The sequence below is a fragment of the Sphingobium sp. genome (assembly GCF_049304695.1).
Lineage (GTDB): Bacteria > Pseudomonadota > Alphaproteobacteria > Sphingomonadales > Sphingomonadaceae > Sphingobium.
Genome location: NZ_JBAQOK010000004.1, coordinates 1 through 18,516 on the forward strand (window position 1 = coordinate 1; position 18,516 = coordinate 18,516).

At 58.7% G+C, this 18,516-nt stretch carries 11 protein-coding genes; 1 reads left to right on the plus strand and 10 read right to left on the minus strand.

Annotation, left to right across the window (positions count from 1 at the left end; genetic code table 11):
- Positions 1–89: 89 nt before the first annotated feature.
- From pglX to WA070_RS00130, 7 genes are all read right to left on the minus strand, one after another.
- Positions 90–2,222, minus strand: a complete 2,133-nt coding sequence (gene pglX, locus WA070_RS00100) for a BREX-1 system adenine-specific DNA-methyltransferase PglX (RefSeq protein ID WP_422632207.1) — start codon at positions 2,220–2,222, stop codon at positions 90–92.
- 14 nt (positions 2,223–2,236) lie between these two features.
- Positions 2,237–5,875, minus strand: a complete 3,639-nt coding sequence (brxC, locus tag WA070_RS00105) for a BREX system P-loop protein BrxC (protein ID WP_422632208.1) — start codon at positions 5,873–5,875, stop codon at positions 2,237–2,239.
- 5 nt (positions 5,876–5,880) lie between these two features.
- Positions 5,881–6,450, minus strand: coding sequence for a DUF1788 domain-containing protein (locus tag WA070_RS00110; RefSeq protein ID WP_422632209.1), 570 nt, complete (start codon positions 6,448–6,450; stop codon positions 5,881–5,883).
- Complete coding sequence (locus WA070_RS00115; RefSeq protein WP_200844916.1) at positions 6,447–7,067, minus strand: DUF1819 family protein; 621 nt, start codon at positions 7,065–7,067, stop codon at positions 6,447–6,449. Before WA070_RS00115 ends, WA070_RS00110 begins: the two co-directional genes overlap by 4 nt.
- A 143-nt stretch (positions 7,068–7,210) precedes the next feature.
- Positions 7,211–9,841 carry an AAA family ATPase gene (locus WA070_RS00120; RefSeq protein WP_422632210.1) on the minus strand — a complete coding sequence of 877 codons (2,631 nt, stop codon included), beginning with the start codon at positions 9,839–9,841 and terminating at the stop codon, positions 7,211–7,213.
- Complete coding sequence (locus WA070_RS00125) at positions 9,838–10,947, minus strand: metallophosphoesterase family protein (protein ID WP_422632211.1); 1,110 nt, start codon at positions 10,945–10,947, stop codon at positions 9,838–9,840. Before WA070_RS00125 ends, WA070_RS00120 begins: the two co-directional genes overlap by 4 nt.
- Before the next feature lie 3 nt (positions 10,948–10,950).
- The gene (locus WA070_RS00130) at positions 10,951–14,250 is read right to left on the minus strand and encodes a TM0106 family RecB-like putative nuclease (RefSeq protein ID WP_422632212.1); all 3,300 of its coding nucleotides are present in this window, start codon (positions 14,248–14,250) and stop codon (positions 10,951–10,953) included.
- A 103-nt stretch (positions 14,251–14,353) separates the two neighbouring features.
- Between WA070_RS00130 and WA070_RS00135 the strand changes: the two genes are divergently transcribed.
- Entirely contained in the window at positions 14,354–15,337 is a 984-nt protein-coding gene (locus tag WA070_RS00135) for a helix-turn-helix transcriptional regulator (protein WP_422632213.1), read from the plus strand.
- Positions 15,338–15,579: 242 nt separating this feature from the next.
- On the opposite strand, the gene WA070_RS00140 is transcribed toward WA070_RS00135, so the two are convergent.
- The 3 genes from WA070_RS00140 to WA070_RS00150 are packed head-to-tail and all read right to left on the minus strand — an operon-like array spanning position 15,580 to position 18,239.
- Positions 15,580–16,488 carry an S-4TM family putative pore-forming effector gene (locus WA070_RS00140; protein ID WP_422632214.1) on the minus strand — a complete coding sequence of 303 codons (909 nt, stop codon included), beginning with the start codon at positions 16,486–16,488 and terminating at the stop codon, positions 15,580–15,582.
- Between the two features lie 2 nt (positions 16,489–16,490).
- The gene (locus WA070_RS00145) at positions 16,491–17,936 is read right to left on the minus strand and encodes an SMODS domain-containing nucleotidyltransferase (RefSeq protein WP_422632215.1); all 1,446 of its coding nucleotides are present in this window, start codon (positions 17,934–17,936) and stop codon (positions 16,491–16,493) included.
- Between the two features lie 9 nt (positions 17,937–17,945).
- The gene (locus tag WA070_RS00150) at positions 17,946–18,239 is read right to left on the minus strand and encodes a hypothetical protein (protein WP_422632216.1); all 294 of its coding nucleotides are present in this window, start codon (positions 18,237–18,239) and stop codon (positions 17,946–17,948) included.
- Positions 18,240–18,516: the final 277 nt, after the last annotated feature.

An 18,516-nucleotide genomic window follows, 5' to 3' on the forward strand; every position in this document is an offset into this window, starting at 1 on the left:
TTCTGGAGGGCAAATCAATCAGCTCCGTCGCCAGGACCTTCAATGTTCACCCGGCCACTATCTATCGCTGCATTGAGCCAAACGGCTCCTTATGACACTTTTCTGTTCCGCTCAGCCGCACGACCCATAAAACGGTCATTATCTCCAGTTTTGACGCCCTCTGTCGCAGAGCCTGTGGAACCTAAGGGTGACCCAAATTGAAAGGACTGTCGAAATCCCTCACTAACCCAAAACGCCAAAGGGCTACCGGGGACTTGGGCAAATGAAGATTGCTTAACTTCAAACATCCAAGGGCAATCTTCAGATCTAATAGCCTCTAAAGATTTTGCTGATTGGTTTTCGCTACCCTTAAAATTTCCAAGATCGATATATTTGCCAATATATTTATCAATTTTGCTTCTAGATATGGAAATGCACGCAACTGGTATGCATGCCGGCTCGAATGCATTATACTCAAGCTTAATAACGCTTCTTATTATTTTTTCTTCTAAGATTCCTAATCTAAAATCACTAAATGACGGTATAAACATCCAGACATACGGAACGACAAATGAGCTATATTTTGATGAGATTTCAGACCAATGGTCGATGAACATCGAAAATAAGTCAGATTTGCTTGCCGGGAAATATTCATCCGCAAAGATTTTTAAATTCTCAGTCATGCCCTTGCCGCCCATATAGGGCGGATTGGCAACCACACAGTCGTAGCGATCACCCAGCAGCCGAGCCTGTTCAACTAGCGGCTTCAGCGCCCCCTGCGCATCCTCCTGCGCCTGCCGCAGCAGCAGATCACCCGTCAGCGGCTTTGCCAGCAGCGCATCGAGCAAAGGCACGCACCGCATCACCGCATCCGGCACCGTGATCAGCGAGCCAAACGTCTTGGCCTCACCGAACAGCGTTACCAGAGCCTTGATCGCCTTGGCCTCTTTCGATGTCGGTTGCTGGGCTGACAAGGTGGGCTGGGACAAGGTCTCGGGCAGCAAATCGCCGCTCGGCACCATCTCAAACCGCTCTTGCGGCAGCAGCGCCTTCGCCATAGCCTCAGCGTCCAGCCCCTCGCTATCCTGCAAGGCCAGCACGTTCAGCTTGGGCGGACTGCGCAGCACCGTACGATCATCGGCGCAGGCTTTCATCAGCAAGGCAAAACCCGCCATCTGCGCCGCCCGGTCATCGATATCGAGACCGAACAGATTCTTCGTCAGAATCGCGCGCGCCGCTTCCCGCTTGGTATAGCCCCGTTCAAGATAGATCGCTCGGAACAGGTCATAGGCTTCGACCAAAATGTGGCCTGACCCAACCGCAGGATCGATCAGCGTGATGGCTTCGGGGTCCAGCTGCTTTGGCGTGATCCCATCGATCTGGGTCTGCACTTCCGGCGCCTGCTCAGCCGGTGCAATGTAGTATTCCATGCCCGAACGAATGCCGCTGTCGGGATAGGTTGCCAGCCACTGTGCTCCAAGGCTGTTCTGAACCATGTATTTTACAATCCAGTTGGGCGTGAAAAGCTGGGTGGCGGCGGGGATGTCTTCCGACTTCACCACCTTGCCGATCACCTGATCCTTCTTTTCCGAGATGTAGAACTGGTAGAGCCAGCCAATGATCTCGATTTCCTGCCATTCGGCCTCATCGATCTCGTTCACCAGCTTGCGCACGATGCTGTCGGATTGCAGCAGGTTGTCCGGCAGCAGCAGTTCGGTCTCGTCGTCGATCTTTTCGAACAGGAACGGCATCGCGCGGTGCAAATCATTGCACTGGGCGATCAGCAGCTTGCGATAAATCTGCTCGTCCTTGGTGCCATCCAGCTTAAGGTTGACGATCTCATCGCGGTTGAGGCCGGGAAGATTGATTGAAGCGGCTTTCTCCAGCAACTCAGGCTCATCATGGCCCGCCGAGTGCGACAGGACGCGGCAGCCATGATCGAAATAGTGGTGCAATTCCATATACCGGATGGCAAGAAACCGGTTGAACCAGGTGTAGGCAACAGCCTCCATCACCCGAGCAAAGCCGTCCCGCGCAATGCGCGCGATCAGCCGCGCGCGCTGGTTCGCGACCGAACGCGGGAACGCCTTGCCGTTCAGGATGAAAAGATCGCCCTGAACTTCGCCAGCAGCGCTCCCGGCCTTGGTGATGCCGAACTGGGCCGCGCGGTTGGTCATGGCCTGAATGAAATCAAGCCGAGCCTGCGGGGCATATTTCTTCAGGACGTTGCGGTTAGAAGCCATGGGAAGCAGAACTTTCAGAAGATTTCGATGCGGGCGTTGCTGGCGATGGCCTCTTCAAGCTGTTTGCGCAGCGCGGCCAGATATTCGTCAACATCCTCGCGCGTTTCGAGATAGGGCTTGGATGCGGGCAGTCTGGCCGAAATCTGACGGCGCGGTTTGAAGTTCTCCGGCGCCTTGACCTTGGGGGCGGGCGTGAACGGTGTCGCACCGGGCTGCTTGACGACGGACGGCTCTGGCGAAGGTTGCGGCGTTGCAAAGGCGAGCTTTGCTGCATCGACCGCCTTCTCGATGTCGGAGTGCGCAACCTCGGCAGCTTCGGCCGCTTCCTCGATCAGGTTGGTGATCTGCCCGGTGTTGGTTTCAACCTCGATCCGTTTGCGGATATCCTGAATCGGCTTGAGGCATTTGTTCGAAAAGTCAGCATCAACGCCGATGCTAGCCAGATCGGACCGCAGTGTTTCAATTTGCGGATCAACCTTGGCCAACGCGTCTGCGCGCCGCTCGGCGATGACTGTTTCGTTTCGTGCCCGCAGGGTCTGAATCAGCGGAGCACTTTCCTTGATCCGGCCATAAGGGCGCGGATCGTTCAGGATCGAGCGCCCTGTTGCCAATGCCGCCGCCGCGTCAGTATCCCGGTTCAGGAAGAAGGCGTTGGGCTCAAACTCGTCGCGGAAGGCCGACCGCAGTGCTTCCCATTGCGGCTTTTGCTGCGTGTAGAACGTTTCCAAGCGCTGGAATCGCTCACCATAATCCCCGAGGTCGGCCGCGTGGGCCTTGGCGTGGCCGAGGAAGCCGAAACTGTCGCGGTTGGCGAGCAGCTTGTTGAGCATGCCTTGCAGGTCGGCGATTTCATCTGAACCGGGATAGGCACCCGTCGCTGCCAAGCCCGACCATTGCGCCAGAAGCTGGGATTGCTTGCCAAAGCGATCGCGCAGCCAATTGTGCAGATCATCTTCGCCTTCTGGTGCCGCGGTGCCAAACAGGTCGCGCGCCAAGACGCGCACCGACTGGATGTCGGCCTTGTCCACCGTCTTCCGACGCGACAGGCTGACCCTGTTCCATTTGGTCGATCCGTCGATTTGCGCGTAAACGTCGCCCGCCTGAAGCTTGCCACCATTTGCGTGCAACTCGATCTGGCCAGCCTTGAACAGCCGGCAGACGAGCAGCAACGTATCGAGTTCTTTCCAGCCATAGGGATGCCGCGCGAAACGTTCAGTGATCAAAGACCCGAGATTGACCGACTGACTGCGTCCGCTGAGCAGCTCGACATATTCCAGCACTTCTTTGAGCGCCCGAGCATTCTGACTGCCGCCAAGCAGATCGAGCTCTTCGCCGCTGGGATCGGCAAGCACGCGGCGCAATTCGGCCGACTGATCCGACGGCGAATGCTGGATGAAGGACAGCTTGTTGTAGCTGTTTTCGACGAGGTATCGCAGCGCGGCATCGACTGCGACCTTGGGTGTGCCGGGAAAGCTCTTTTCGTTGCCCAGCACATAAAACTTCGCCTCTTCCAGCATCTGCGTGAGCGAAGTGCTGATGCGATTGCGGCGTTGTGAATTTTCCAGGCGTTTGTCGTCGTGAATCCGCTTGGTTGTCTGTGGCAGCGACCCGTCGGATTTGAGGCGTAGATAGGCCTCTGTCTTGATGTAAGCGGTGATCTCGTCTGACAGTTTCTGATCGTCACGCAACTTGACCACGACCTGACCAACGGAGCCATCTACGCTCAGCTCAATGCAGCGCGCGTCATTGAAGGTACCAAAATCCGGTGCCAGCGGAGTCAAGACTGAGAGGACCAAACTGCCCTCGACCCGGTTACCGAAGGGGGTCAGGTCGATCAACCGGGTAAGATCGAAATCCTTGCCGTTGGCGGCGTGGCGATATCGGCGATCCCGCAGAACATCTTCGAAAATGACATCGCCAAGCAGGCGGTTGAGGTCCGCTTGGCTGTAGTCCTGATCCTTAATCTCCTTGTTGATGTCTCGCTCTTCGTTCGTCAGGAAGAAGTAGAGATCACCATTTCGGCTAATCAAGGTTTCCCGCTCGAGCCGAAGCAGACTTTGCTCGATCTCGGACCGGAGCGCACGTTTGTCAGCGTCGACCTCGTCCACGAAAAACGTGACCAGATTATCGATATTGGCGGGCACTTCCTCAACGTAACGAATGAGGAAAAGTGTCTTCAAAACCCGCGCATCAAAATTACTGCGGTCAGCGATGTTCTCGACCCGGCCGATTGCCGTGCGGACAACGCCTTCAAGGAAGCTTTCAATCGCGGGGTAAAAGGCGTCAAGAGGTACGAGCGCCCCAAGGGGCTTGCTTTTTATAGCCTTGGCAGCGGTCTGGAACGCATCCAGCATCGAGCGTTCACCCTTCGAAAGGTGGCCGCCTGTCGCGCCAAATTGGCGACTGGCTTCGAATATCTTTTGAACCAGCAGGAATTGGTATGGGGCAAACGGGTAGCATTCAATGAAGCCATCTGCGTCCGCGAAGGACCGCAGTGTTATGCCCGAATCTCGAAACGTGATCTGATTTCGGAGGATATCTCCCTTTTCCCGAAACAACGTTTTCAGTGCATCTTGGGCAGCGGGAGCCTTCTCCAGCAGTCGTCGCTGGATCACCTCATCTGCGTTTGCTCCAGACAGCGAGAGGCGGGTCGTAAATCGACCCTGAATCTTGGAGAAATCCTTGCTGCGATCCTTTTCGAACGCGCCGCCGACGACCGCCTCAATGTCCTCCTGCGAAGTAACCACAACCCAGGCACGACCATCGCACACTGTGCCCAGATTTTCCGTTATCGTCTGGAGATTGAGCATGAGCTGCGATTGGCCACCGATGAACTGACCGACCTCGTCAGCGAGGAAGACCAAGCGCTTGCCGCCGCCCGATTTGTCGAGATACTGCCTGACCCACTTGGCAAAATTTTCGATGGTCAGGGCAAGACCTTTGTCGAGGTTATCAATCCATCCCTGAGGATCCTCGATCCGCTGATTGAGGACCTTACTCAGCGCCGCAGCGACTTCCGAGCCATAGAACTGGTAGGAATCGCGCTCTGCCCGCCAGTCGAGATTATGATCTTCAGCAAGCGCATCGATAAACGCCTGGAACTTCCCCTTGTCGTCCAGAAAGCGCTCCATGTGCGCTACTTCGGGGTGATCGCCACAGTAGCCGAGGTGCTCGTTGAAAACCTTCAGAAACACCTGAAGGATGGCATCTCGGCTATGATTTTGTTCTGCCTTGCTATCAATGTTGAACAGTATAACCTCGGTCTGAGCGTTTGCCATTCGGCGTAGATCGCCCTGAAAGGCGCTATCGCCAGCTGCCTTCTCGATGAAGAAGTCGAGGGGCAGGCGATCGGGCTTGCCGTCTTCAGCGACCAGGTCGTTGGCTAGCAGGTAGGACAAAATCTTGATGAAATGAGATTTGCCTGATCCGAAAAAACCGGAGACCCACACGCCCATTCGGGCTGAAACCTCAGCGTCGTTCTTGCTATCAATTCCCTGAAGAAAGGCGTTTACGAACTGACGCAAATGCCGGTCCACCTCTTTGGTGATCACGTACTCTTCAAGCTCATTGTAGGCCTTGTCGCGCTGATCAGCCTTAATGACCCCGTTGATGGGGCGATTGATGTCTTTGGCGAAAATATTTTCGATAATCATGGGCATCAATCCACCAATCTAAATGCGCGATAATACGGTGTTTCTTGCATATCGCCGAACAATTGAAGGCTCTGGCCACTAAAACGGCCAGGGAAGAATAGCACCAGAGGAACGGCGCCCAATAGAGGTTGAAGATTGTTGAGAAGGCTATGTGTCCTAATTAGCGGATAAGCCGGGCCGACGCCTGTCAGGAACAGCATGTCGGGGGGCATGCCGCCAAATTTTTCCAACAATGCCGCAGCCATTTTGCCGGGCTCGAGTGGACCTTTGAGGGCGCCGAGCAACGTGGCAACTCCCTTGGCTTTCTCCATCGCCAATGCTTTAGTATAAAGGTCGCGCCTCTTCAGTTGCTCGACGGCCAACTCGAACATATTGACCACGCCAACCTTCAGTCCGGTTTTCCGGCCAAGATCATCGAGCAACCATTCGATGTGATTGTTGACATGCTGCTCCGACTCGCTCGGATAATCGAACGCGTAAAATGGCACGTCGTTACCAAGGCCACGCCCGTGCAGAAATTCGTCGGACGTGACCCTATCTCGGATCCGATCAAGGCGGGTCTGCAGGCTTGTCATATGAAGGCCTGCATCGCGCGGACGACCTCGTCATATTTATGTTCGTGGAGATAAGCCATTATTTCAGGCTGGTAATGAACGCGCTGGAGCGATGGCTTCGAGCCGTCGGAAAGCATTCCAACCTCCGCCAAAATCTGGAAAACGCTGTCGCCCAGTTTGTCCGTGGTGGATTGTGTCCAGACCGGCATTTCAGGATCACGCTCGCGGCATGTGGCTACGAAAGTGCGCCAATGACGGCGAGTTAACTCCAAGCTGCCAGTTCGAAAGTGATCGCTAACATACAACGACAGGAAATCTTTCAGCAATTGGCTGTGTGCGATCGCTGCAGCGAATACGGCTTGGGTGGCCAAGGGCTTCGGACCGTCTCGAACCAAGAGCCAATGCTCGGATGTCATTGTCTTCAGCCGCGTCCGTATGAGGCTGGCTTGGCGCTTCGCAGTGCCTTGGGATGTCTTTTGCAGGACATTCTCGATTTCGATCGCCTGCTTCCATTTCTCTGCGGACACACTTTCGAGCAACAGGCCTGCGATGATCCTTGATTCGTAAAGCTTTAAGGAGCCCCCAGCGATGTCAGCTTTGTAACGCAACGTCTTTTGATCCCAATCCGATATGCTCAACCTGCTAGCAGATTCGCTCCGATTCTGAACGGATTAAATTTATGAGGGTCGGTGCAGTCCGCTGCGCCGCGGAGCGTGTGAGATTGCCTTCAAATTACGGGGTTTGGTCTTGATGTGGCATCGTCAACGAAGTGTACTAAGGGTCAAAGCTGAACCCTCGTTGCGGCCAAATGCCTGAACGCCCGGTCTCGACAGGTGAGCAGGATCACCTGCATACGCTGAGACGCCTCTTCCAGGATTTCCGTCATCAAATCGAGCCGGCCATCGTCGGAATAGACCAGCGGATCGTCGAGAATGAGCGACACCGGCATACCCTGCTCCAGCAGCATGTCGGCAAAGGCGAGACGGGTCAGGACCGCCAGTTGCTCCTGCGTTCCCTTTGAAAGCGTGCCGCAGACTTCACTCAAGCCGGAGCGCGTGACCGAGGTCAGGCCGAGTTCTGCGTCAAAGTTGAGTTCGGCGCCGGGAAACAGGCGCTCAACATGAACGCGAGCGCGCTGGGCTACCGGGCCAACGAAGGTCCGGGCTGCCTCGGCGCGCGCCTCGTCCAGCACATCCTTGAGCAATTTGATCGTGGCCGCCTCTTCGTCGAGCCGCACCAGCGCCTGCGTTGCGGCATCGGCTTCTTCGGCCGCAGCCGCAGCCACGCTCGCCAGGCCCTTGCCGCCCTCGCTCTCAATGATCGCCTCAAAGCGCGCAATATCCTTTTCGAGGTCGCTCCGCCGGGTTTGACCGGCCTTTGCCCGGCTATCGATCGTGTCGATCTTGCGGTTGATCACCTGCACATCATGAGCCGTGGCGTCGCGCTTCGCCTCGGCCAGCTTGACAGCAGCCTGGGCGGCATCCTCCCTGGCTTTGACGATGGCGTCGGCAAGCCCTGTAAAATCGGGCCGTCCCTCGATCTGAGCGACGCGATCCGACGCATTGGTCTGATCACGCTCGGCGCCTGCCTGCTCGGCGGCAAGCGGGCGGTCCTTATCCTCGATTTCACGCAGATCCTTAACGGCCTGGTCGTGCATGGTCTCCGCGCGCACCACTGCCGTTTCCGTTTCTTCCAGGCGCCGGGTGAGTTGATCAACCGAGATCGCGTCATCATCGGGCGTGGCGGAATCCGGTGCGAGGCTGGCCACCAACAGCTTGAGCGCATCCGGACCTGCCGCGAGATCCAATAGCGGCTGCGCCGGCGTGAGGCCGGCAATCTTGCTTTCGAGCACTTGGACGGTCCCCTGGGCGTCGCGCGCAGTGTCGTTTCGCGTCCGCGCTGCTGCGAGGTCCACCACGTCCCACTCGGCTAGCTCCAGAGCCTGTCGTTCAAATGCCGCGGCGAGACTGGCTTCCGCACTGGCTGCCGTCGCGGGCGGCCGGATAACGAGGATGCCGCCACCCAACGCAATTTGGGTCTCGCCGGTCAAGGTGCGCGGGATATTTGGAGTCAGTGGCTCACCACCTATGGTGATGTCCGCAATGTCACCAATAAGCTCGATCGACGTGGCACCGGCATTGACCCCAGCCCGCGCCTCCGCAATCGCGCGGTCATTGGCCTCCAGGCGGGCGACCGCCTCAGCTGGGATGAGCCGTTCCGCGTCAATTCGAGCATCGCCCAATTGCTGTTCGAGGTTGAGTAGCTCGGTATGCCGCTGGCGCGCGTCGGCGATCGCCGCACGCCGCTGACGTAGGGCGACACGCCCCTCCCCCTCTACAAGCGACTGACGGGCTGCGGCGCGATCATTGCGTGCCTGGTCGAGCGCTGCCTTCGCCTCAGTCACTTTGGTTCGTCCGGCTTCCAGCTGACCGGTAAGCTGTTCGCGATTCGCGGTGATTGCGGCAAAAGTTGCGCTCGCAGCCATCAGCGCTGCCCTCGCAGCCTCGTGCTGAGCGTGCAGATCCTCGAGGCGATCGAGGTTCGTCGAAAAATTCTCGTGCTCGGCTTTGCGGGTTTCAAGAATCTGCGCCGCAGCCTTGGCGACCTCGAGTGCCTGAACAAGATCGGCACGCTGTTCTAGCTCGGTCTCATCTGCCAGCTCGCGCTCAAGCACCTTAAGCCGACCACGCGCCGTTTCCAGATCGCAAAAGCTCTTTTCGAGCGCATCGAGCCGTGTGGTCGCGTCTGCAGCGGCTTGCCGCGCCTGCTGGTCGCGATCACGCGCCGCTTGCCAACGCCCCTTCGACTGGGCTTTGCCGCCAGGCGTCCAGTAAAGTTCATATTGCTCATCGATCCGCTTGCGGACCCGCTCATAGGCAGCGCCGCCGACGATCGTCCCCACCTCCGCCTCCAGCGTCGCCTGGATGCTGTTGCGCACGATGTTACCGGGCGCGGTCACCTCGAGCGCCTGCGCCTGCGGAACCCACAGCATACCAAGCGCGCCATAGGTGGCCGGGTCACCGCGCTGACTGCTATCCTTGACGAACCCAAGCAGCGCCTGGAGCCTATTTTCGGCTTCCTCGCCCTGCGCTCGCCCCTGCGGTCCCGTGACTTCGACTTGCGGACTTTTGAGAAAACGCTTGGCGATCTTCCAGCTGTCGGCACCGATATCGAAACTGACTTCGATCTCCGGCGCAACCGCCTCCCCATAGGGAGCAAAACTCTGGGCAAGCTGGTTCTTCGTGGCGTGGCGGACGAAAAAGGCCGCGCGCAGGGCTTCGAGGATCGTGGATTTCCCACTCTCATTTGGTTCGATGATGATGTTAAGCCCCTCGCCCAACCCCTCGATCGTCAGGGGTTCGCGGAACTTGCGGAAATTGTTCAGGCTGATCCGCCGCAGTTGCAGGCTCATGCTTGGCCTCCCCGATGATATTCGACGAAGAGCCGCTCCATTGCACGCCGCGCCGATATCGCATCAGTTCCGCCGGCGTTGATGGTGTCGGTAAGCTTCTCTGCCGCTATGCCGAGCAAACCCTCGACCTTGAGATCCGCCAAGTCTTGCTCGCCCGGTCGGCCGACCAGATCGTCCGACCGGACATCCAGAAAGCGCAGGCGATGCCGCAGGTCATCGTCGAGGCGGGACAAGATCTCGACGCGGTCGGCCAGGCCCGTAATGCCCGCAAGCGATAAGCGCAGCAGCGTTGACGCAGGATCGATGGCCGAGAGCAGCACCTCGCATTCCGCCGAGAAGGCGGAGGCGTCCTGCAGCATCCAGTCCCTGAGTAGCCATTGGTACCGGCCAGTGCGTACAGGTTCGATCTTTGGCTCACCTCCTGGGGCAAGCTCGACCATGAGCGCATGGCCGGGTTCATCGCGCTGGAAGCTATCGGTTTCGGGGGTTCCAGCATACCAGGTGCTCGGATCGACCTTGAGCGTGCCGTGCCAGTCGCCCAGCGCCAGATAATCGAGATTGGACCGCTTCGCCCGATCCGGCGCGATCTGGTTCTTGGTCTCGCCGCGTGCCGTGAAATCACGAATGGAACCATGGGCAAGGCCGATCCGTAGCTTCGCGCCTGGCGTTTCCATGCTATCGAAAAGCTCGGTCGGATCGTCGAGATGGTGGCGATGGATGAGCGGTGCGGGGAGCAGCCAGACTCCCGCTTCGATCTCCTGTGCGCTCGGGTCCGTGAGCAGGATGATATTGTCCGATGCTTTGCGGCGAACGCGGTCCCACAGTCCGCCGTTGCGGGCATAGTCGTGATTGCCCGGCAGCAGCCACCAACGACAAGGATAGCGCTGCATGCGCGAAACCGCCTGGACAATGACCCGGTCTTCGGGGCCCTCGGTATCGAAGATATCGCCTGCGACAATGACATGCCCCACCCGCTGGGCGGCGGCGACCTCGCCGATCCGGTCAATGGCATCGAAGCGCGCTTCACCAAGCGCCGCACGGACCTCGGGATCGAACCGGCCGAAAGGCTTGCCGAGCTGCCAGTCAGCGGTGTGGAGGAAACGCATGGATCAAGGTCCCGTATTAGAGGTCACAGGAAAAGGCGGAAGGGCACACAGCGTGTTGACGAGCCGCATCTGCTCGATGCTGCTGCAGTTGGCCTCGCGCAAGCGGCCGCTGCCAAAAACGAGCGCGAGCGCTTTGGCGCGTGAGACCGCGACATTGATGCGATTGAGCGAGAAGAGAAACTCGATGCCGCGGGCCGTTTCGTCGGCTGAGGAAGCGGTCATGGAGACCAAGCAAATCGAGGCTTCCTGGCCCTGGAACTTATCAACCGTACCGACACGGATACTGCCGGGCAGCGCGGCCCGAAGTGCGTTGACCTGCGCGTTATAAGGCGCGACCACGATTATGTCGCTGGGTTCAATGGCACGTGTCATGCCGGTCTTGTCGGTCCAACTTCCTTTCAGCAGATGATCGACTGCCGCGCCTATCGCGGCGACTTCCTCGGCGGCGATCTGGGTATTGCCGTCATGGGCAACTGAAACCCAGTATGCACCGGCCAGCGGCCAGGCCGTTCCGGTCACGCTCTGGCGCTGGGTATCGCCATGGCTTGCAAGCCGCCCTTCATAGACCTGGTTTGAAATGAATTCGCAAACCGCCGGGTGCATTCGCCGGGTCTCGGCTAGGAAGATGCCCCGATCGGGCGGGACGGTGGCATGCTCGCCGAGCATCCATTCCAGGCATGACAGGTTGGCGGGCGCTGGATGCGCGCCTTGGATGACTTGCGGCAGCTGGCGCGGGTCGCCGACCAGCACGATATTGCGCGCGGCACGCCCCATGGCGACCATATTCGCCAGGCCCACTTGCCCCGCCTCATCGACAAACAGCCAATCGAAACGCTGCACATTCTCATCGCGCGCAAAGAAGAAGGCCGTGCCGCCCACCACATTGGCGCGGGCGAGCATCAGGTCATCATTAGCTGTGGCGAGGTGAACGGGACAATCGCTGGCATAGCTATCGTTGCCGCCAGAAATCTTATGGGCGAACGACACAGGGAGCATGCCGCCTTCTTCTTGGCAAGCGCGCAGGCAACCAAGCAACACGTTGCGGATCGCCTCATGGCTGTTCGAGGCGACGGCGACGCGATGTCCCGCTTTCACCAGCGCCAAGATCACCCGGGCCGTGACATGTGTCTTGCCCGTTCCCGGCGGTCCCTGGATCGGGAGCAAGGTCTGATCCATGGCTTGCGCGGCGGCGATGGCGCCCGCCACCGGCTCCTGGCCGCTGAGAATGTCTCCGTTGATGCCGTTCAGGCGCGGGGCCGCGCCCGATAGCAGATCATCGACCGCACGATAACGCCGTGCGCCGCACTGGTCGTCGATGACGTCGCGCACCGCTGCCGCCAACACCTTGGTATCGAGCGGCCAATCTGGATGCAGGGTCAGCCGGTCGGTAAGGAGTTCGGCCCTTGCCACGCCGACCTTCAGGGTGATCGTGCATGCGTCGCGATCAAACCCCTCAATCGCAACGGTCGCCGGCGGCCCATCGGTCCCGGGAACAGTCGCCTTGCCGCCTTCGCGCAATTTGGTTTCCTGAAGCGGAAAGCGATAGGTGCGCATCACCGAGCGCTTGATCGGCTCGATCCCGCATATCGCCTCAAGCCCCCCCAACGCATCGAGATCGTCGATGAGTTCTTCCTCATCGCGCGCGGCGCTGTCGAACACGGTCCACTGGGCGGGCTTGGCTTCACGCTTATGGAACAGCCCGAGGTTGAACAGCAATTCCTGGCGCTCGGTGGTCAAGGTGGATGCAGCCAGGCGCCTGCGCAGCGCTGCCGTTTCCTCATACTCGACCGACTCTTGCTCAGCCGCATTCTGTGCCAGCACGGGCCATGGGCCATCGGGACGGATGCCGACCAGCCAGTCCCGCAGAAGCTGGGTCGACTGGCAGTCGATCCGATTATAGTCCTCGATCTCGTCGAGGATCTTCTGATCGCCGGTCTCTCGCCAATTTTCATACGCCACGACCGAACCGCCCGCCGTCTTGACCTCGCCTTCGCGCTTCAAGCCATAAAAGGCTTCCATCGACTTGATGGAATAGTTCGGCTCCGAGGCGATGAGCGCGCCGCGCACCACGCCAAAAAGATCGACAAAGCGCCGTTCGCGCATGAGCCGGTCGAGAATGGCCTCGCCGATGCCATATTGCGTCGTGAGGCGACGCAGCGCCGTGATCTCATAGGGCGCGTAATGATAGATGCGGGCATCCGGATACGCCGTGAGGCGATCGCGGAAAAAGGCCAGAAGCCGCTCGAGCGCCTGCGCTTCGGCGGCATGGTCATGGGCCCAGAAAGCATGAAAACTATCATCGGTCCAAACGCCGTGCAGATATTCAAGGCCGCCCTCATAATGGGGGTCGCCCTCGATATCGTAGAAGAGATCGCCCGCCTGCGGTCGAGGGAGCAAGTCAAAGCCTTTGCCTGGTTGTGCCGGGCGCAACTCGAAGGCAGGATCGCCGGTTTTGCGCGCGTGCTGCAATCTTGCCTGGCCGATAAGTTTCTCCGCCGTCGTGCTCGCAATTCCGCGCACCGGGTCCGCATGCCGAGCAAGCGCGGCCATCGTTTCGATGCCGGACGCTTCGAGCTTCTTCACTTGGCCGCGGGTAATATTGGCGACCTGGAACAAGCTGTCCTGGCCCGAGAGGACGGCGTCACAATGATCGCCCCATCGGCACAGCGAACAATCAGCGCATGGGATCGGCCGCGTTGGTTGGGGGGAAGCAACAAAAGCCTCGAGCTTCGTGCGCGCACCGCGCGCATAATAGGCATAATCTGCCAGACGCAGCGTAGCGCGCGTGCCATTACCCAGTTGCACATGCGCGTGCTCCGGCATCACGCCCTGAATCTCCGCCAAAAGGTCAGAATAGAGCACGAGCTGCAGCACATGCTTGGGATGGGCTTTGCGCTTGAGCTTGGTATCCGTCACTTCATAGCTGAATGGCCCCAGCAATGACGGACGCTCCACCCGTTCGAGAAAATCGGACCAGCCACCCCACCGCGCAGCCAGAAAAGCGCCCTGGAAGATGATCTGCGAGCCTTGCGCCAGAGCCGCTCGCGTCTCATCCGCATTCTGGGCAAGATCGCCGCGTGCAATCTCGACGACTCCGTGGCCTGCGTCCTTCAGCGTCTCCAAATGAGCAGCCTCATGGGCATCGCCCTGCCGCTGAAGCAGCGCGGCATCTTCGCTATCTTGACGGGGAATGAGCGGCTCGCCGCGCATATAGGCCAGATCAAGCACCGTCGCATGGGCACAGCCGACGAACCGCATCAAGTCGGTTGCCGAAAACAGAATGGAGTTGCCGATCGTCCTCACTTGGCCCCCTTGATTGCCCTGCGCCCCCGAGAGGGAATCACCTCGACAGGCGCCACCCTGTTCCTTAGCATGCAAGGGTGTCAATCTCTGACATGGATATGCAATGACTTTCGCCAAGGCCAATGATCTCCTGCGCCTCGCCCAGCTCGCCGCATCACGGCGTTTGGGGATCAGCCTTGAAGAAATCTCTCAGGAATTTGGCATTTCGCATCGTACGGCGCAGCGTATGACAAGCGCGCTGGAAGACAATTTCGCGAATGTCGTTGTCATCGACGATGATGATCGTCGCCGACGCTGGCGTATAGAAAGCTCGATTCCCGAGCGGCTTCAACCGCGTCAGGAAACCACCATCGAGGCTCTGGAAATCGCCGCCCGGGCGGCGCGTGAAGAGAACAGACTTCGCCACGCACGTGCGCTTGAGGACATAAGAGACAGCCTGATCACGCGCCTGTCGCCTCGCGACGCGCTGCGGTCCGAAGCAGATGCGGAAGCGGTCCTGTCGGCCTTGGGCCAAGTGGCACGGCCAGGTCCCAAGGTCGCGATGAAGCCTGAAGTGACCGACGTTCTGATTGAGGCGCTACGCGGGCCCTTTCGGATGCGAATAATCTATGGTGACACCACCGCCGAAGCCCGGATCGTCGAGCCGCACGGGCTGTTGCTGGGTCTGCGCAGTTATCTCGTTGCCCGCCAGGCCGACAGGGGCGAAAATCTGCGCCATTTTCGCCTGGATCGTATTCACAGCGCCGAATGCCTCGATGAAAGTTTCCCGATCCAGTCCAGCTTTTCCTTGAACGATCATGCGTCACAGGCCTTCGGCGCCTATCAGGACCCCGCCCAATATGGCGAGATCGTCTGGCGCTTTCTTCCCGAAGCGGCCGCGCGCGCAGCCGAGTTCCAGTTCCATCCCAACCAATCGGCCGAATATCGCGACGATGGCAGTCTGATTGTCCGGTTCAAGGCAGCGGGCTGGCTGGAAATGGCTTGGCACCTCTATCAGTGGGGCGACAAGGTCGAGGTGCTGGAACCGGCGGGACTGCGGTCGCTGGTGGAAGGACATGAGCGCTCGGATTTCCCGGCCTTGCCCTAATCGACCGGATAGCGCCGAACGCGATCTGCACGATTGCGTGCCATCCCAGCGACGGCTTTCAATTGAGCTCAGCGATAAAGCTGGTCGCCGTTAGCTGCGCATGATTGCTTAACGGCGTGCACAGCGTAAAGGCGCTTGGCGCACGAGCAAAGTTCCACAGCCGCATGAGACACCACTCGTCTCGCCGGGCACGAGATAAGCGCGATCGACGGCCCGCCTGTGACACAAAAGCTGGATTGCAGTCAGGGTTGATCGTCTTCGACTATCCCAGCTTGGCGCAGAAACTCAGAGGCACCAAGATTCATATCGATCTCCATTCCAGATCGAAGCCAATGATAGACGAAAGGCAGGAGTAGCGGATTGCTGGTTCTGCGCTGGAATATCCTGTTTTGAAACTCGCGCGACCGTCTTTCGCATTCCCCCTCGTCGCAACCTTTGGCGAGCGCCAGATCCCACAGGGCTTCGGCTTCTGCGCGGGCCAATTTCTGGGCGTCCGCCGCATCACGCTGACGAAAGGCATCGCGCACCGCCCAGGACAGAATCGGGGTTGCTGGGACTAAGACCGTTACAACGAAATCGGTGAAAGGTAGATTGAGGGCTAGCCCAGCAGCTACCAGCGCAAGCACGATTGCCACGGCTCCGGCGATCAAAATGAAGCTATAGTTTTCGCGCAGCTTGGCATCATACCACAGGTTCGTTCGCTGACAGATTATCCGTGCCAAATGCAAAGGAGCCCGTCCGACAGCGCCCGGATACCAATCGATGAGCTTTGCATTGCCCTTCGGCCATCGCCGATCCGCCTCGGCGACAATCTCCGGCTCAAGCGGCTTGCCAGCGGCGAATTTGCTCCATGGCAATCTTAGAAGGTCGCAGTCAAACCGCTCACAGATCAGAGCTGCAGTCTTCAACCGACGCTTCAAAGCACGGTCGAGAAATCCGATGTCAATCAGCGTAAGGCTGACTGACAATGCGCCTGCGATTGGGCGTATTGTCGGCGTAAAGAGCGCGATGATCGCCATCACAACCGGGACGATGACGGTCAAAGTGACCTGCACCAGCTGTAGATGCGTGGCGCGCCGATAGATTTCGGATCGGGCGCGCAGCAATCGCAAAAAGGGCGGCGTGTTCTGCCGCTCGGCTATATCGTTCATGGTCATTCGATCACCACGTGAAACGGTGCACTTTGCCCGACGAGGACATCATCGGCCATCCTGATGATGAACGCCTCCGCGAGATGCACACCCCGATAGTGAAGCTCTTCCCACCGCCGTCCATTCTGCTGGGGCGTATAGAAGTCGCCGCGCCCCTGCCGCAGTGAAAGCGCCGCGGCGCCCGTGTTGGTGATGCGCCACTGCACCCGAAAACCACTGGGCAACAGCTGTCCTCCGCCGATCCTCGCTTCGAACCACAGCCCCCCCCGGCGTGGCAGCACCTCTCCTGCCCCCACCACACGAATGGCATTGGCATTACGGGATTGATGCCAGGTCGCCGTGACATGGACGTCGCGCGACACGTGCGGCGCCCGGATCCAGTTGGGTTCGAGCATGTGCGGGGGCCGGTAGAAGAAATCCGGGAGGATCGATACGCCATAATCACGAACGACCTCGACCAGACTGTCGAGATGGGCAGCCGTACTGGTCAGCAGAGCCCGTACTCGCGACACGCCCTCAACATTGGCCTTTGAAGCTTCTACCACTTCGCCCTTGGCAAAGGCCTCCCCAAAAACGCGGCGCCAGGCAGTGATGCTGGAGGAACGGTCTTCCGCGAGATAGGCCTCGTCAATCCACCCGCGATATTTGTGAATGAAGGACCTGAAGTTCAGATACTGGGTATCGGTCCAGCTGGCAGCAAAATCCTCGCTCGAAAGCTTCGGGTTCTCCACCCGCGGTTTAGCCGGCCGATCCTGCAGCCAATCATCAAGCCGTCCGATGACCGTCCGCAGAGTGGTCGGTACATCCAAAAATGCGTCGGAATCCTTGTCATACCAGTGGATCTGCATGCCCAGCAGCGTCGTGAGTAAAACCGAGGGGCAGGTGAAGGTGGTCTTGATGTCCCGGAGATATTTCATCAACCGCGTGACTTTGCGGAAGCTGTTCGATCCCGACAGCGTGTTTCGTTCACGGAGCCAAGCCGTGAATTCGGCCGGATCGCTTGCATCGAAGCGGTCGGCAGCACGATTGCAAACCTCCAGGCTTCCGTCATATTTCCGCGATCGTACCAACGGGGCGATATCGACCTTGCGCTCGCCGGGATAGGTGATGGTGACGCAATAGTCCCAGGTCTTAGCCTTGGAGCCATAGACGGAGCTGTCAGCGAATGCCTTTCCCAGCTTGGCTACATAGTCCTTCGCGCTCCAACCATCGACGGGATCCACGACCACCAGAAGGTCAGCATCGAATTCGCCGCCATCAACCGGCTTGATAATCGTGTCGTGCGCCCACGAACCCTGCTCTTCAAATCCACAGACCCGGGGAGACCATTCGCACTGGCGGATGAAGTTAGTGATCGCTTCCACATTGGATTCAAGCAGGTCGATGCGGGTCTGATTAAGATTGACCGTCTCTTTGAGAAACGACGTGAATTGAGAAACCAGCTTCATGATAGCGCCTCAGGCCGCAAGAGCGATGGTCGTGCGCTCCGCACGATTGAAGACGAAATCTACCGGTGCGTCGGCGCGTGTACGGAAAAAAGCGACCGTATCCGCGTCGAGTTCAACGCGATCCAGAGGGCCGAGCAGCCAGCTCTCCCCATAGATTTCCACCCAAACCGCTAGGTTGCGCGTCGGGAACCCACCAAGTGCACGAATATTCTCGGCAGACACGGACGAATGATTGGTCGCGCGCAGGCAGCCATCAATGTCAACGATATGGTTGCCGATCGAGTCCCTACGTTCGCATTTCATCTCATCGTCTCCGATTCGGTTGTCAGACCGTTACAATCGGCGATGAGGGTGACAAAAATGGACATCCTGATTGGGACAAGGTGTGACTTTTCGTCGGACTCCGGCAAGATGGCCGTTCATTCATATCGGGAAGAACATCCGTAAGCCTCTGGAGGACCGTCCGGCCGGTAACGACCAGCTTCGCCGTTCACCGACCGGGCTGTGAATCACCGCCGCTGCCACCATGAAATCGGTACTGTCCCTGGAATTCCCCCTGTTGCCGGAATTCGCCAGGCCT

Bases quoted from the DNA above. Each gene is read 5' to 3' on its own strand.
- pglX (WP_422632207.1), bottom strand. From the start codon at position 2,222: ATGGCTTCTAACCGCAACGTCCTGAAGAAATATGCCCCGCAGGCTCGG.
- brxC (WP_422632208.1), bottom strand. From the start codon at position 5,875: ATGATTATCGAAAATATTTTCGCCAAAGACATCAATCGCCCCATCAAC.
- WA070_RS00110 (WP_422632209.1), bottom strand. From the start codon at position 6,450: ATGACAAGCCTGCAGACCCGCCTTGATCGGATCCGAGATAGGGTCACG.
- WA070_RS00120 (WP_422632210.1), bottom strand. From the start codon at position 9,841: ATGAGCCTGCAACTGCGGCGGATCAGCCTGAACAATTTCCGCAAGTTC.
- WA070_RS00125 (WP_422632211.1), bottom strand. From the start codon at position 10,947: ATGCGTTTCCTCCACACCGCTGACTGGCAGCTCGGCAAGCCTTTCGGC.
- WA070_RS00135 (WP_422632213.1), top strand. From the start codon at position 14,354: ATGACTTTCGCCAAGGCCAATGATCTCCTGCGCCTCGCCCAGCTCGCC.
- WA070_RS00140 (WP_422632214.1), bottom strand. From the start codon at position 16,488: ATGAACGATATAGCCGAGCGGCAGAACACGCCGCCCTTTTTGCGATTG.
- WA070_RS00145 (WP_422632215.1), bottom strand. From the start codon at position 17,936: ATGAAGCTGGTTTCTCAATTCACGTCGTTTCTCAAAGAGACGGTCAAT.
- WA070_RS00150 (WP_422632216.1), bottom strand. From the start codon at position 18,239: ATGAAATGCGAACGTAGGGACTCGATCGGCAACCATATCGTTGACATT.